Source organism: Klebsiella scottii (assembly GCF_036561945.1).
Lineage (GTDB): Bacteria > Pseudomonadota > Gammaproteobacteria > Enterobacterales > Enterobacteriaceae > Klebsiella > Klebsiella scottii.
The window spans coordinates 1,187,606-1,200,761 of the sequence record NZ_JARXNI010000020.1 but is presented as its reverse complement, the minus strand read 5'-3'; the positions used below and the strand labels follow the sequence as shown (position 1 = coordinate 1,200,761).

12 protein-coding genes are annotated in these 13,156 nt (G+C 59.2%); 4 read left to right on the top strand and 8 right to left on the bottom strand.

Annotation, left to right across the window (positions count from 1 at the left end; translation table 11 throughout):
* Nucleotides 1-26: 26 nt before the first annotated feature.
* The 3 genes from QFI97_RS13365 to QFI97_RS13355 all read right to left on the bottom strand — a co-directional run bounded on the left by QFI97_RS13365 (nucleotide 27) and on the right by QFI97_RS13355 (nucleotide 3,248).
* The gene (locus tag QFI97_RS13365; RefSeq protein WP_375214729.1) at nucleotides 27-1,949 is read right to left on the bottom strand and encodes an FTR1 family iron permease; all 1,923 of its coding nucleotides are present in this window, start codon (nucleotides 1,947-1,949) and stop codon (nucleotides 27-29) included.
* 126 nt (nucleotides 1,950-2,075) lie between these two features.
* A complete protein-coding gene (nqrC, locus tag QFI97_RS13360; protein WP_331833840.1) occupies nucleotides 2,076-2,852 on the bottom strand; it encodes an NADH:ubiquinone reductase (Na(+)-transporting) subunit C in 777 nt (258 codons plus the stop codon).
* Nucleotides 2,853-3,074: 222 nt separating this feature from the next.
* Nucleotides 3,075-3,248, bottom strand: a complete 174-nt coding sequence (locus tag QFI97_RS13355; RefSeq protein WP_346431348.1) for a hypothetical protein — start codon at nucleotides 3,246-3,248, stop codon at nucleotides 3,075-3,077.
* Here QFI97_RS13355 and QFI97_RS13350 point away from each other — a divergent pair.
* On the top strand, nucleotides 3,247-4,212 hold the full coding sequence (locus tag QFI97_RS13350; RefSeq protein WP_346431347.1) for a helix-turn-helix domain-containing protein: 966 nt from the start codon (nucleotides 3,247-3,249) through the stop codon (nucleotides 4,210-4,212). The genes QFI97_RS13355 and QFI97_RS13350 overlap by 2 nt on opposite strands.
* Nucleotides 4,213-4,231: 19 nt before the next feature.
* Here the strand turns inward: QFI97_RS13350 and QFI97_RS13345 are convergent, their stop codons facing one another.
* On the bottom strand, nucleotides 4,232-4,357 hold the full coding sequence (locus QFI97_RS13345) for a small membrane protein (protein WP_157349257.1): 126 nt from the start codon (nucleotides 4,355-4,357) through the stop codon (nucleotides 4,232-4,234).
* Between the two features lie 206 nt (nucleotides 4,358-4,563).
* Here QFI97_RS13345 and QFI97_RS13340 point away from each other — a divergent pair, with 206 nt between their 5' ends.
* Both QFI97_RS13340 and fdhF read left to right on the top strand, forming a co-directional pair.
* Complete coding sequence (locus tag QFI97_RS13340) at nucleotides 4,564-5,646, top strand: malate/lactate/ureidoglycolate dehydrogenase (protein WP_346431346.1); 1,083 nt, start codon at nucleotides 4,564-4,566, stop codon at nucleotides 5,644-5,646.
* Between the two features lie 284 nt (nucleotides 5,647-5,930).
* Nucleotides 5,931-8,081, top strand: coding sequence for a formate dehydrogenase subunit alpha (fdhF, locus tag QFI97_RS13335; RefSeq protein ID WP_346431345.1), 2,151 nt, complete (start codon nucleotides 5,931-5,933; stop codon nucleotides 8,079-8,081).
* A gap of 39 nt (nucleotides 8,082-8,120) precedes the next feature.
* Here the strand turns inward: fdhF and QFI97_RS13330 are convergent, their stop codons facing one another.
* A complete protein-coding gene (locus tag QFI97_RS13330) occupies nucleotides 8,121-9,293 on the bottom strand; it encodes a M20 aminoacylase family protein (RefSeq protein ID WP_331833844.1) in 1,173 nt (390 codons plus the stop codon).
* Between the two features lie 291 nt (nucleotides 9,294-9,584).
* Between QFI97_RS13330 and QFI97_RS13325 the strand changes: the two genes are divergently transcribed.
* Nucleotides 9,585-10,784 carry an MFS transporter gene (locus QFI97_RS13325; protein WP_346431344.1) on the top strand — a complete coding sequence of 400 codons (1,200 nt, stop codon included), beginning with the start codon at nucleotides 9,585-9,587 and terminating at the stop codon, nucleotides 10,782-10,784.
* Between the two features lie 54 nt (nucleotides 10,785-10,838).
* Here QFI97_RS13325 and QFI97_RS13320 read toward each other — a convergent pair whose 3' ends face one another.
* The 3 genes from QFI97_RS13320 to QFI97_RS13310 all read right to left on the bottom strand — a co-directional run bounded on the left by QFI97_RS13320 (nucleotide 10,839) and on the right by QFI97_RS13310 (nucleotide 13,148).
* Nucleotides 10,839-11,561: an amino acid ABC transporter ATP-binding protein gene (locus tag QFI97_RS13320; protein WP_095102298.1), complete on the bottom strand. Its 723-nt coding sequence runs from the start codon at nucleotides 11,559-11,561 to the stop codon at nucleotides 10,839-10,841.
* On the bottom strand, nucleotides 11,548-12,312 hold the full coding sequence (locus QFI97_RS13315) for an amino acid ABC transporter permease (RefSeq protein WP_095102149.1): 765 nt from the start codon (nucleotides 12,310-12,312) through the stop codon (nucleotides 11,548-11,550). The genes QFI97_RS13320 and QFI97_RS13315 overlap by 14 nt, the downstream gene beginning before the upstream one ends.
* Nucleotides 12,313-12,380: 68 nt before the next feature.
* Entirely contained in the window at nucleotides 12,381-13,148 is a 768-nt protein-coding gene (locus tag QFI97_RS13310; RefSeq protein ID WP_095102147.1) for a basic amino acid ABC transporter substrate-binding protein, read from the bottom strand.
* Nucleotides 13,149-13,156: the final 8 nt, after the last annotated feature.

Here is a 13,156-nt window from a genome sequence, read left to right as displayed (position 1 = left end):
ATCCTCTCGTCTTAAAATTAAAATAGTCAGAAGTTATTTTTTATACTTTCAGCCGGCTCCCGGCCGCGGCGACGCATGATCCACAGCGCTACCAGCGCCGCAATCAGCAATATCGCCTGCGGGATCAGGGTTTCAACATAGGGATACACCCCCAGCCAGCCGATTTCGGGAATACCGCCGACCAGCGTCGGCTGGAAGAGTTTGCCCTCCACCAGCTCCAGCACCCCTTTACCGGCAAAAACGAATGCCATCAGGTACATAAAGCCGCCGGTGAACATGAAGAAGGGTTTAAGCGGCAGCCGAACCACCGAGTAGCGCATCACCAGCCAGGCCACCAGCAGCACCACGCAGCCGATGATAAACCCGCCGCCGATGGCGAGATGTCCGCCAACGCCCTGCGCATCGCCGATCAGCGCGGCGTAAAACAGCACCGTTTCCGCGCCTTCGCGATAGACCGCCAGGAAGCTGGTCAACCACAGCCCAACCAGCGAGCCGCGCGAGAGCGAGTGGGAGAGTTTGCCCTCCAGCCAGGCTTTCCAGTGGCGGGCTTCAACTTTGGAGAGCAGCCAGTAGCTCATGAAGAACAGCATCACCACCGCGATCAGCATGGTAATCCCCTCCAGCAGCTCCCGGCTGGCGCCGGAGTTGGTAAACAGCAGCTGGAAGATAAACGCCGTCACCACGCTGGCGACGAGCGCCACGACCACCGACTGGCGAATCAGCGGCAGCTTGTCGCGGTGGTCGTTTTTAATCAGATAGGCGACGATAGCCGCCACGATCAGCAGGGCTTCCAGCCCTTCACGCACGATGATCATCAGGCTGTAGAGCAGCAGGCTCCAGTGGGTCTCTTCCCCCTCCCCGAGCAACGCGACCGCTTTCTGCAGATCCTGCTCCAGCGCGGCGGCCTGTTCCGTCAGCTTCTCCTGCGGCTGGCCGGCCTTCATCAGGCTGACCATGCGGGTGAAATAGGCTTCAAGGGTGGTTTTGAACGCCGCGTCGCGGGAGCCGATTTTGTTCTCCATGCCGCTGGCTTCGAAGCGATCGAAGTAGCTATCCTGGATATCCTGAATGGCGCCTTCCGCTTCACCGCGCTGATAGCGCGCCAGTGCCGCATCCATGCTGCGGTTAATTCCCGCCGCGACGCTGGCCCAGTCGGCATTCGGCACGGAGGCGTCCGCCGCCGTCGGATTGACCTGCGGCCCGTCGTCGCGGGTGCCCGGCAGGCCGGGTAGAAGGTCTTCCAGATCCTGCAGCAGCGCGGTGACCTGATAAGAGACGTCGTTCAGCTGCCCCGGCTGCGCCGTCAGCGCGATCAGGGCGGTGAACTGCTGGTTAATCGCCGCGGCCTCCTTCGCCGAGCGATTCTTACGCACCGCGATTTCCATTTCCGAGTTTTTGAAACCCTGATAGTGCGCCTGCTGGATCTGCTGGCTGGCGAGATCGTAGCGGCCGGCCTGATACTCGCTCACCGCCTGCGCCAGCCGATCGTCGATAGTGCGGAAGCTCTCCTGCCACTGCGGCGCGATATCGTCCCGCGATAAGGCGGTATGCTGCTCCTCCGCCACCAGCCGATGCCCGCCGTCAAGCACCGGTTCGACTTCGCGCAGCGCCTGCTTCAGGCCATCGATGCGCGCCTGAACCGCGTCCAGCGGTTTCCCCTCGGCAATCATCCGCCGGATGTCGCCGAAGGTACTCTCCATTTCGTAGCTTTTGCGCGCCGAAATATTAATGCGAATCGGCCCTTCGAGGTTTTCAAACACTTCAAAGTAGGCGCTCTGAACTTCCCGGCGCGCCTCGTCGTTCCTGTGCTGCTGGTACAGCTGCGCCGTTTTGTCCAGCCGCTGCTCGATATCCTCGATGTAGGGGGCATAGTGGGTCTGAGCCAGCGCGGCGGCGCTAAACAGGAGGCTAAAAAGCATCGCCAGAAAGAGAAAACGTGGAGCTGCCATTGCGCCTTCCATCGAAATTTAATGATAATAATTATCATTGCCATTTTTACTTTCGCTGTACATGACGCAGATCATGAAAATGTCAAAGCGTGAAAATTTATGTCAAATATTGCAAAGCGCGCGGCGCTAATAGCGCGTAGCGTCCGTAGTTAATCGTGCCGGGTCCTGCTGCAGGCGCTGGAGAAATTTGCCGTAGCCCTGCGACCCCATCCAGTAATTAATACTCTTCTCAACGCCGTTCGAGGTTAAGGTCGCCCCGCTAATACCGTCGACCGTATAATCGTCGTGCTGTCCGGCGTTATTCTGCGTCACCTTCAGCGCCGGCTGGCCGTTATTATCGCGTATTTTTTTGCCCGCCCACTGCCTGAGCCACTGCGGGTCTTCCACCCTCGCGCCGAGCAGCGGCGTCTCATTTTGCCGGTAGTACAGCAGGTCTTTCACCGTGCGGCCGTCGGTGTCGATGGCCACCAGCGCATACATCATCGATTTCGCCCCTTTGCCGGAAACAGGCAGAATAATCTGTTGAATCGTATTGTTATTATCGTGAACGAGGTAGATATCCACCAGGGAGCAGCGCTGCCTGATTTGCGCCGGATCGCCGGCCGCCGGCAGGCTGACGCAGCGTTTTTGCGCCGCGCTACCCTTGCCCGCCGCCAGCAGCTCGCCGCTATCGAGATTAAGCTGACGAACGGTAACCCGGCGCTGAAACAGCGCCCTTTGCGCCTGCGGATCGCGCTGGCCGCTTTCATCAAGCCCGGCAACTTTGAGAACGGCAGCGGCGGTTTCATCACCGTCGGGTTCGGCAAAATTGTCTTTGAGCAGTAAAAAATAGCCGCCCGCCGCGGCAAAAAATAAAATACAAAAAAACATCAAAGATAAAACAATAATTTTACGTTTAGCCATGAGCTTATTATCCCCGTTACCCGATACGTATCGATCGCTACCTGCGATATAGCTTGCAATTATTTTTGTCCCTCTGTCCAGCACCACGTTACCTGGCCCGTAGCGGCTAAATAAATCATTTACCACTGGATAAATTAGCCAACGGCGCGCTTAGTAAATATATTTCACCCCCGTAAAAACATTTATTAATAACGCCAAAATAATATTAAACGCGCTGCCGATCTATTTTTCGGTCAAAAGATGAGGCTTATCATCCAGCCGGAACGAGGCGCCCGGAAGCGGGCGGCTGAAATGAGTAAAAAAACCCTCCCGGCGCTGGTTTTTCTTAGGATTAATCTTATAATCGAAGGATAAAAATTCACCTGCCAGCATCATCTTGAGAAAGGCAACAAACATGCCCAGACCTACTGCGCTGTACGTTCCTCATGTTTTGAGCGCGGCGGATATCGCGCCGGAAGAGCGCTTCCAGCAAATATCGCAAAACCTCGGCTGCTATGGGATAGAAGTGGCGAACAACCGCCGCCCGGCAGAGATTATTGCCACGCATAAGACTATATCCGCTATTTCCGGCGACTATTGTAGTGCGATGGGTTCTAAAAATCAGACCACCTTTGACCCTCATCGGGTCGAAGAGCAATCGATCTATATTTCGCTGCTGGTGCAGGGACATCAGGTTATTAGCGGCAGAAAGAAATCCGTCGCCGCGCAGGTGAATCCGGGAATGCTGATTGTTCATCAGCGCAATGACTATTATCAGTATCAGTGCGACGATGTGAAGCAGCTCTATATCATTCCCCGCAGCGAGAAAATCAAAGAAGTTTTTAACGGCAGGCTCAATAGCCCGATAGTTTCCTTGGAGAATCATCATCTGGCGATGTTCCTGAAATCGCATATGCTGCTGCTCGATACGCATTCAGCCAGCTTGTCGCCGAAAGAGACGGCGACCATTGTGGATGGTCTGCATAATATGGCGCTATTAGTGCTGAGCGATATCGCGAAACAGCAGGGATTAATGTCGTCAGGAAAGCTGGGGCATCTGGTGAATAGCGCGAAGTCGTTTATCGCCCTGCACTATCAACAGCACGATCTCTCCCCGGATCTGCTGTCGAAAGCGCTCCACTGCTCGCGCTCCAGTCTTGACCGCGCTTTCAACGAGCAGGGAACCTCGGTCATGACGGTGCTCAAAGAGCGGCGTTTAGAGGCCGCGCGCGAGCTGCTGGAAAATGCGCCTCAGCTGCGGGTCGAGCAAATTTCGTGGCTCTGCGGGTTTATCAGTCATCCGCTATTCAGCAAAAGCTTTCGCGAAAAATATCACGCATCGCCGAAGGCCTGGCGCGAAAATTATCATAAAGCAGGTTAATACCCTGCGGGCTTATTGGTCAGCGCTGGCGAAACGATTTAAAGCGCATAGCCCGGCGCTCTTTAATATAGCTAAGCAGGCTATAGACGGAAATGCCCAGCAGGGCAATAGCGACGATCGCTAAAATGACTGAGCTGATGTTCATTATGGTTTTCTCCATATCATTTAGAATAAGATTTTTATCATAATGATTCTCACCCCGGCGACCAGTCCCGCCAGCCTCAACTCTGTTCTCTGCCCCTCATGGCGCTGCTCACGACAAGCGCTTGATCTTCTTCGGCATGGGGAGCAGCATGGATCGGCAAACATAACAAAATAACAACACTATCCGCCCACCACAGGAGAAACTCAGTGCCAACCGGACATCGCTTGCAAGCTACGGATCTGCATCAGTTTGTCGTCACCCTCTTCAGCCACCTCGGCAGCACCGCCACCGAAGCGACCCTGGTCGCCGACCATCTGATTGCCGCCAACCTCGCCGGCCACGACTCGCACGGCGTCGGGATGATCCCGAGCTACGTGCGCTCCCTGGCCGGGGGGCACCTACAGCTTAACCGTCATGCCAGCATTATGAAGGACGCCGGTGCCGTCGTGACCCTCGACGGCAACGCCGGGTTTGGTCAGGTGGTCGCCCATGAGGCGATGCAGATCGGTATCGAAAAGGCAAAACAGCACGGCATGGCCGCCGTTGCCCTGCGCAACGCCCACCATATTGGCCGCATCGGCTACTGGGCCGAGCAGTGCGCCGCGGCGGGCATGATCTCCATCCACTTCGTCAGCGTCGTCGGCGACCCGATGGTTGCGCCGTTTCGCGGGAAGGACAGCCGCTTCGGCACCAACCCGCTGTGCGTGGTGTTTCCGCGCAAAGGCCAGCCGCCGCTGCTGCTGGACTACGCCACCAGCGCCATCGCCTTCGGCAAGACCCGGGTTGCCTGGCATAAGGGTGAAGCGGTGCCGGCAGGCTCGCTGATCGATGCCCAGGGCGAGCCGACCAATGACCCGGCGGTGATGCAGACCTTGCCCCTCGGCGCGCTGCTGACCTTTGCCCAGCATAAAGGCTACGCGCTGGCGACGCTGTGCGAAATCCTCGGCGGCGCGGTATCCGGCGGCCAGACAACCCACCAGGAGAGCCTGCAAACCTGCGTCGACGCTATTTTTAACTGCATGACGACCATTATTCTGGACCCGGAAACCTTCGATGCCCCGGAGATGCAGAGCCAGACCGAGGCCTTTATCGACTGGTGTAAGCAATCGCCGCACGATCCGGACGCACCGATTCTGGTCCCTGGCGAGTGGGAACAGGCCAACCGTCAGGAGCGGCTGGCGCTGGGTATTCCGCTGGACGAGGGCAGCTGGCAGGCCATCTGCAGCGCGGCGCAGGAAGCCGGTTTAGCGCCGCAGACTCTGGCCCACTTCCGGCAAAAAATGGCCTGATCCCCCGCCCTGCATCCCTTCCTTCGCGCCGCCAGCCGGCGCGAGCCCGCAATAGCCGGTGCGTCGGGCCCGGCGATTCGTCATCGTCATTAGTGACGACATCGCGACGACCCGGCGCACCGTGATTTAATTTATCAGCAAAATCAATATTTTATTTTTTGGCACGGTTCCTGCTTAACAGCCTCACCTGACGTCAGCATCGTGACGAAGGGACTCAATGACGATGGCAGGCCGGGCCCGGCCTGACCGCCGATCTTCATTCACTGTTAACAGGTCTGTTACTGATGAAAAAAATCACGAGCGTTTGCCCTTACTGTGGGGCGGGTTGCAAACTCAAGCTGGTTGTCGAGAACGATAAAATTATCCGCGCGGAAGCCGCTGACGGGGTAACTAACCAAAACCAGCTGTGCCTCAAAGGCTACTACGGATGGGATTTCCTCAACGATACCCAGCTGCTCACCCCGCGCCTGAAGCAGCCGATGATTCGCTACCAAAAAGGCGGCAAGCTCACCCCGGTCAGCTGGGATGAGGCGATCCGCTACACGGCGAAAAAGCTGCAGGCCATTAAACAGCAGTACGGCCCGCGCGCCATTATGACTACCGGATCATCCCGCGGTACGGGGAATGAAACCAACTATGTGATGCAGAAATTTGCGCGCGCGGTACTCAACACCAACAACGTCGACTGCTGCGCCCGCGTGTGTCACGGGCCGTCGGTGGCAGGCCTTCAGCAGGCGCTGGGCAACGGCGCGATGAGCAACTCGATAAGCGATATTGAAAACTCAAAATGCCTGCTGGTATTTGGCTACAACTGCGCGGATTCCCACCCTATCGTGGCCCGCAGGGTGATCAAAGCCCGCGAGAACGGGGCGAAGATCATCGTCTGCGACCCGCGCCGCATTGAGACCGCGCGCATTGCCGATCGTCACCTGCAGCTTAATAACGGCAGCAATATGGCGCTGGTCAACGCCTTCGCGCACGTCCTGCTCGAAGAAGACCTCTACAACCATGATTACGTCGATCGCTTTACCGAAGGTCTTGAGGCCTACCGGGAAGCGGTGCGGGACTACTCTCCCGAGGCGGTCGAACCGCTGACCGGGGTTCCGGCGCAGGAAGTGCGCCAGGCGATGAGAATGTTTGCCGCCGCGCCTTCGGCCACCATTATGTGGGGAATGGGCGTAACCCAGTTCGGCCAGGCGGTGGACGTGGTCAAAGGGCTGGCCAGCCTCGCGCTGCTCACCGGCAACCTCGGGCGGGAGCACGTCGGCGTGGGCCCGGTACGCGGACAAAACAACGTGCAGGGCGCCTGCGATATGGGAGTCCTGCCGAACCTCTTCCCCGGCTATCAGGAGGTCACCGACCCGCAGGTACGGGCTAAGTTTGCCGCGGCCTGGGGCATCGATCCGGCGCTGATGGATGACAAGGTCGGCACCCGTATCACCGAAGTGCCTCATAAGGCGCTGACCGGGGAGATCAAAGCCTACTACATTATGGGGGAAGATCCGCTGCAGACGGAAGCCGACCTCGGACTGGTGCGCAAGGGCATCGAAGCGCTGGATTTTGTGGTGGTGCAGGATATCTTTATGACCAAAACCGCCGAGATAGCCGACGTGCTGCTCCCGGCGACCTCCTGGGGCGAACACGGCGGCGTGTTCACCTGCGCCGATCGCGGTTTCCAGCGCTTTGAGAAGGCGATCCCGACGGCGGGCAACGTCAAGCGCGACTGGGAGATCATCAGCCTGCTGGCCAGCGAAATGGGCTATCCGATGCGCTACGCGGATAACCAGCAAATCTGGGACGAAATGCGCGAGCTGTGCCCGCTGTTCTACGGCGTAACCTATGAAAAAATGGGCGAGATGAACCACGTGCAGTGGCCCTGCCCGACGCTGGATCACCCGGGCACGCCGTGGCTTTATAAGGACAATCAGTTTGATACCCCGACGGGTAAAGGTCAGCTGTTCGCCGCGCCGTGGCGAGCTCCGGCCGAAACGCCGGATGCCGACTTTCCGCTGGTGCTCTGCACGGTGCGCGAAGTCGGCCACTATTCCTGCCGCTCGATGACCGGCAACTGTGCGGCGCTGCAGTCGCTGGCCGACGAACCGGGCCGGGTGCAGATTAGCCGCGCCGATGCGCAGCAGATGGGGATCGTCGACCGACAGCTGGTGTGGGTCAGCTCGCGGCGCGGAAAGGTTATCACCCGCGCCGATATCAGCGATCGCATCAACAGCGGCGCCGTCTATATGACCTATCAGTGGTGGGTGGGGGCCTGCAATGAGTTGACCCAGGATAACCTCGACCCGATCTCCAAAACGCCGGAAACCAAATACTGCGCGGTGAAGGTTGAAGCCATTGCCGATCAGCGCTGGGCGGAGCAGTTTGCGCTCACCTCCTACAACGAGATGAAAGCGCGTCTCAAAGAGGCGGCTAACGCCTAAAAAACTCAGGGGAGGCGCGCCTCCCCTTGCGTGACGTTGTCACTCACCTCCATCAGGCGTCGCCGGCAGCAGTTTTTCCACCAGCGCCGTCCACATCAGCACTCCGGGTCCGATCAGGTCGTCATTAAAATCATAGCCGGCGTTATGCAGCGGTTTCGACGGCGTCTCGCCATCGGTACCGATCCAGAAATAGGCGCCAGGACACGCTTCCAGCATGCAGGCAAAATCTTCCGAGGCCATAGACGGGCTGACCTGGGCATTCACCGCCGACTCGCCCAGCGCGGCAATCGCCGCGTCGCGGACGCTCAGCGCCTGCGCCGGGTGGTTGCGGGTGACCGGATAGCCGGGATACCAGAATATCTCCCCCTTGACGTCAGATACCTGCGGCTGCGTCGCCACGTAGCTCTCAATTAGCCCTTTGACCCGCTCGCGAACCGGGTTGCTCAGGCAGCGGAAGGTACCGCGCAGCACCACTTTGTCCGGCAGGACGTTGATCGCCTCGCCGCCGTTAATCTGCGTAATGCTGACCACCGCCGACTCCTGCGGCGACAGGCGGCGCGACGGAATCGTCTGCAGCGCCATGATAAGCTGCGCGGCGGCGACGATCGGATCGGCCCCGCTCTCCGGCATCGCCGCATGGCAGCTTTTGCCGGTCAGGGTGATTTCGAACGCATCGAGGGAGGCCATCATCGCGCCGCTGTTGATCGCCACCTGCCCCAGCGGAAGCCCCGGCCAGTTGTGCAGCGCGTAGATTGCGTCCATCGGAAACAGGGTAAACAGCCCCTCTTCGACCATTTTTCGCGCGCCGCCGAGGTTCTCTTCCGCCGGCTGAAAAACGAAATGCACCGTGCCGCGAAAACGGCGGGTCCGCGCCAGATGCGACGCCGCCGCCAGCAGCATCGCGGTATGACCATCGTGGCCGCAGGCGTGCATCACGCCGGGATTGCGGGATTTGTAGCTGACCTCGCCGAGTTCGGTAATCGGCAGGGCGTCCATATCGGCGCGCAGGCCAATAACCGGGCCAGGGCCATTCTCCAGGGTCGCCACCACCCCCGTTCCCGCCAGCCCCGTATGCACCTGCAGGCCAAACGAGGCCAGCAGTTCGGCGACGCGACGGGAGGTTTTCTGTTCCTGGTAGCCCAGCTCAGGGTAAGCATGAAAATCGCGTCGCCAGCGAATAGCTTCTGCGATGGATGAAGGCGATACTGCCATGTCGTACTCCTTTCCTGCACAGCATCAACGCTGAACGAGTGTTGTTATCGGTATGCATTTTATCCATGCGCCCCGCGAGCGCCGGGCTGCTCTATGAGTTATATCCTTTCGCCAGCGCGCTGACAACTCTCGCTAACCGTCCCCCGGCGGGCTTTGGCGAGCGCTCGCGGCGCCCTTCTCATTAATGGTAGCCATTTCAACGGTGACAGACGGCATATGATTAACTAATATGCAGGGCTGTTGGCGATTCGCCAGATTATCCACCTGTTGACTTCCGTTATCGGGAATAAAATGTTTAACCCAGACCACAATCGCTTAGCGCCCACGCTGGCGATGATCATGGCCGCCTCGCTGGTAGGCTTTATCACCGGCTACACGGTGCCGCTTATCAGTCTTGAGCTTGCGCAGCAGCAAATTGACACCGTCTACGTTGGCCTGCTGGCCGCGCTGCCGCCGGCGGGAATGATGCTCTCTTCCTTCCTTTCTCCCGCGCTGTGCCGCCGTTTTGAGATGGGCGTACTGCTCAGCGCGAGCCTGATCCTGCTGGCCCTGGCGACGGTAGCCTCCTGCCTGACCGTCGATCTGACGCAGCTCCTGCTGCCGCGCTTTCTCACCGGCCTCGCCTCGGGGGTGATTATCGTGCTGGGGGAAAGCTGGATCACCGGCGGGGCGGCGGGGAAAAATCGCGCCACGCTGACCGGGATTTACGCCTCGGCGTTTACCGGCTGCCAGCTGGCCGGGCCGCTGCTGATTTCCGCCGGCCCCGACTATCAGTCATGGGCGCTGCTGGCGATCTGCGGCCTGACCGCCGTGTGCCTGTTTATGCTGCGCCACCTGCCGGGCGGCAGCCGCGAGAGCCTCGCCGGACGCGCCAGCTGGCGCAGCCTCGGCGTATTTTTGCCGGTTCTGGCTTCCGGCGTATTCTGCTTCTCCTTCTTTGATGCCAGCATCCTGGCGCTGCTGCCGCTGTACGGCATGGATAAGGGGCTAAACGAGTCGATGGCGGTGCTGCTGGTGACGGTGGTACTCACCGGCGATGCGCTGTTCCAGGCGCCGCTTGGCTGGATTGCCGACAGGTTTGGCATTCGCCGCGTGCACCTCAGCTGCGCGCTGGTGTTCTGCCTCGCCCTGCTGGCGCTGCCCTTCCTGCTCGGCTCGCGCATTCAGCTGATTGCCGGCTGCCTGGTTCTCGGGGCGGCGGCGGGCGCGCTCTATACCCTGTCGCTGGTGCGCGCCGGTAAAACCTTCTCCGGGCAGAAGCTGATCATGATAAACGCGCTGCTAGGGTTCTTCTGGTCGGCGGGGAGCGTTGCCGGGCCGGTGATCAGCAGCCTGGCGATCGGCGTCTCGGGATATGATGGTCTGATCGTCACCCTCTTCGCCAGCGGCCTGCTGTTCCTGCTGATTCAGAGCGTCGGGCAGAGCGAGAAAACGCTGCTGGCTAACGAGCGTGAAGCTTCAGTCGATGAGGTTAGCGAAGCGGCGCAGTAGCGCGCAGCTTCGCCTGCAGCAATATGATAAAGCGGCCCTGGCGGCCGCTTTTGCTTACAGCACCTTGCTGAGAAACGCGGCGGTGCGCGGGTTGCTCGGGGCGCTAAAGATCTGCTCCGGTCGGCCCTGCTCCTGAATGATCCCGCCGTCGATAAAGATAACCCTGTCGGCGACTTCGCGGGCAAAGCCCATTTCATGGGTCACGATCACCATCGTCATCCCTTCGCTGGCGAGATTTTTCATCACCGCCAGCACGTCGCCGACCAGCTCGGGATCGAGCGCCGAAGTCGGTTCATCGAACAGCATGATCGACGGCTTCATCGCCAGCGCGCGGGCAATCGCCACCCGCTGCTGCTGGCCTCCGGAGAGGCTGGAAGGCCAGGCGTCGCGCTTATCGCTCAGCCCCACCTTCGCCAGCAGCTCTTCCGCCAGCGCAATCGCCGCCTGGCGGGCCATGCCGCGCAGGTTCATCGGCGCCATGATCAGGTTTTCCAGCACCGTCATATGCGGGAACAGGTTAAAGCGCTGAAAGACCATGCCGACGCTTTCACGCATCTTATTCAGATCGGTGGCGCGATCGTGGACGGCAAAGCCGTTGACCGCAACTTCGCCTTCGCTGACGGTTTCCAGCGCGTTCATGCAGCGCAGAAAAGTGCTTTTCCCGGAGCCCGACGGGCCGATGATGCACACCACTTCCTGCGGTTGAATATCGCAGCTGATGCCGCGCAGGACGTGGCTGTCACCGAAGCGTTTGTGCAGATTGTTAATGTGAATCACTTTTGCCAAACCTCTTTTCCAGACGGTTAACCAGCTGTGCCAGCAGGAAGGTAATCACCCAGTAGACCAGAGAGATCGTCAGATAGGGTTCCCAGTAGGTGGCGTAGGCGCCGGAGACGGTGCGCGCGGCGTAGGCCAGGTCGGCAAGGCCGATCGCCGACGCCAGCGAGGAGTCCTTAACGATAGCGATGGCGTTGTTGCCCAGCGGCGGCAGAATGCGGCGAAACGCCTGCGGCAGGATCACCTGGCGCATGGTTTTCCACCACGGCATCCCCAGCGCGCGGGAGGCCTCCATCTGCCCTTTGTCGATCGACTGAATGCCGGCGCGGAAAATTTCCGAGACGTAGGCCCCGGCGTTCAGCGTTATCGCCACCACGCAGGAGAGAAACGCGCCGTAGTTAGAGCGCAGCTCGCGAGCAAAGTCGGCGCTCATCATGCCGCCGGTGACCAGCAGGCCGTCGCGCGGGTTGATAAACAGCGGCACCAGCGCGAAGTGAACCACCATGATCTGCACAAACAGCGGCGTGCCGCGAAATGCGCTGACGTAGAAGCGCACCGGGAACTGGACCAGGTAGCGCAGGACGTATTTCCATACCCCGTGCTCGGCCTTCGCCATCCGCCCAAGCCCGAGGGTCAGACCCCACAGGGTGCCGAGGATCACGCAAATAATGGTGCATTTAATGGTCATCAAGGCGCCGTCCATAAACAGCGGGCCGTACTCCTCGATGATCTCCCAACGGAATCCCGTCATAACCCTTCCCTAAAAAATACGGCTATCGTCAGAGCCGATAGCCGTGATTAAGACAAAAAAAACAGATCTTATTGCGCAGGCAGCGTCGGGACGTTGTCGTCGAACCAGGTTTTGTAGATTTTGGCGTAGGTGCCGTCAGCAACAATTTTCTGCAGGCCGGCGTTGATTTTCGCCTGCAGCTCGCTGTTGCCTTTGGCCACCGCAATACCGAAATACTGGCGCTCAAACTTCGCGTCCGGCACCAGCCTGAACTGCTTCTCCGGGTGCTGCTTGATGTAGTATTTCACCACCCCAACGTCCCCTACCGCCGCGCTGACGCCGTCTTCAAACAGCTCCTGCAGCATCAGCGGCGTATTGTCGAAGCGCTTAATGGCGGTGCTGTTTTTACCCAGCACGTCAGAGACCACGATATCGCCGGTGCTGGAGTTCACCACCCCGACCTTCTCGCTTTTCAGCGCCGCCAGCGAGGTCACTTTCGAATCCGCCGGCACCACGATCGACTGCTCGGCCGGGAAATAAGGCGCGGAGAAATCCACCATCTGCTTACGCTTATCGGTAATGGTGATCCCGGAGATGATAATGTCGCGGTCGCCGGTGTTGAGGGTGGCGAAGATCCCCTCCCACGGCGTATTGACCAGCTTGATATCAAAGTTTTCCGCTTTGGCGATCGCTTTGATGATGTCGATATCAAAACCTTCCAGCTGTTTCTGGCTATTTTCATATTCAAACGGGCGATAGGTGCCGCCCGAACCGACAACGTAGGTTTGCTGTGCCGCCTGCGCGGTACCCATCATTGCCGCCATCAGGCAGCACGCTTTCATCCACTTCTTAACCATGATGATTC

Coding starts and splice junctions, on each gene's coding strand:
- QFI97_RS13325 (WP_346431344.1), top strand. CDS start 9,585: ATGTTTAACCCAGACCACAATCGCTTAGCGCCCACGCTGGCGATGATC.
- QFI97_RS13350 (WP_346431347.1), top strand. CDS start 3,247: ATGCCCAGACCTACTGCGCTGTACGTTCCTCATGTTTTGAGCGCGGCG.
- QFI97_RS13355 (WP_346431348.1), bottom strand. CDS start 3,248: ATGTTTGTTGCCTTTCTCAAGATGATGCTGGCAGGTGAATTTTTATCC.
- QFI97_RS13365 (WP_375214729.1), bottom strand. CDS start 1,949: ATGGCAGCTCCACGTTTTCTCTTTCTGGCGATGCTTTTTAGCCTCCTG.
- fdhF (WP_346431345.1), top strand. CDS start 5,931: ATGAAAAAAATCACGAGCGTTTGCCCTTACTGTGGGGCGGGTTGCAAA.
- QFI97_RS13315 (WP_095102149.1), bottom strand. CDS start 12,312: ATGACGGGATTCCGTTGGGAGATCATCGAGGAGTACGGCCCGCTGTTT.
- QFI97_RS13310 (WP_095102147.1), bottom strand. CDS start 13,148: ATGGTTAAGAAGTGGATGAAAGCGTGCTGCCTGATGGCGGCAATGATG.
- nqrC (WP_331833840.1), bottom strand. CDS start 2,852: ATGGCTAAACGTAAAATTATTGTTTTATCTTTGATGTTTTTTTGTATT.
- QFI97_RS13345 (WP_157349257.1), bottom strand. CDS start 4,357: ATGAACATCAGCTCAGTCATTTTAGCGATCGTCGCTATTGCCCTGCTG.
- QFI97_RS13330 (WP_331833844.1), bottom strand. CDS start 9,293: ATGGCAGTATCGCCTTCATCCATCGCAGAAGCTATTCGCTGGCGACGC.